The sequence below is a fragment of the Methanospirillum sp. genome (assembly GCF_035406105.1).
GTDB lineage: Archaea > Halobacteriota > Methanomicrobia > Methanomicrobiales > Methanospirillaceae > Methanospirillum.
The window spans coordinates 816-1,196 of the sequence record NZ_DAONKG010000373.1 but is presented as its reverse complement, the minus strand read 5'-3'; the positions used below and the strand labels follow the sequence as shown (position 1 = coordinate 1,196).

The following is a 381-nucleotide window of genomic DNA, read 5'->3' as shown; positions in this document are numbered from 1 at the left end:
CTGCTTGTCGTAGATATCCGCCCGTCAATATCAGATATGTTCCAACCGGTACCCCTATAATTGCCATTAATATGTACACACAGAAGAATCATCACATGAGGATAGCTAAAAACCCCTCTTAGGGGGTCATAGGTTTATAAAGTATTTATTAACTCCATTTTTTGGATGGGGGGTTTTTAGCTATTCTCCGGCATATATCTTCTGTGCACCTAAAAAAACATGCTTTCCTCAACCGGATATTATCCTGCTATCATCAATAATAGAGCCAAATTATATTATTTCTCATCTCCTCGCAACCGTCAGGTACCCGCTGTGACACACCTTTGTCGAAGGCCGTGTCCCCCGATCACTCCGGTCCATCTCCCGTAGAATACTCTCATG

Annotated in this window: 1 pseudogene; it reads right to left on the bottom strand. The window is 42.8% G+C overall.

Annotation, left to right across the window (positions count from 1 at the left end):
• Positions 1–282: 282 nt before the first annotated feature.
• Positions 283–381: pseudogene (locus PLA23_RS13610) on the bottom strand (protein-L-isoaspartate carboxylmethyltransferase); the annotation flags it as partial.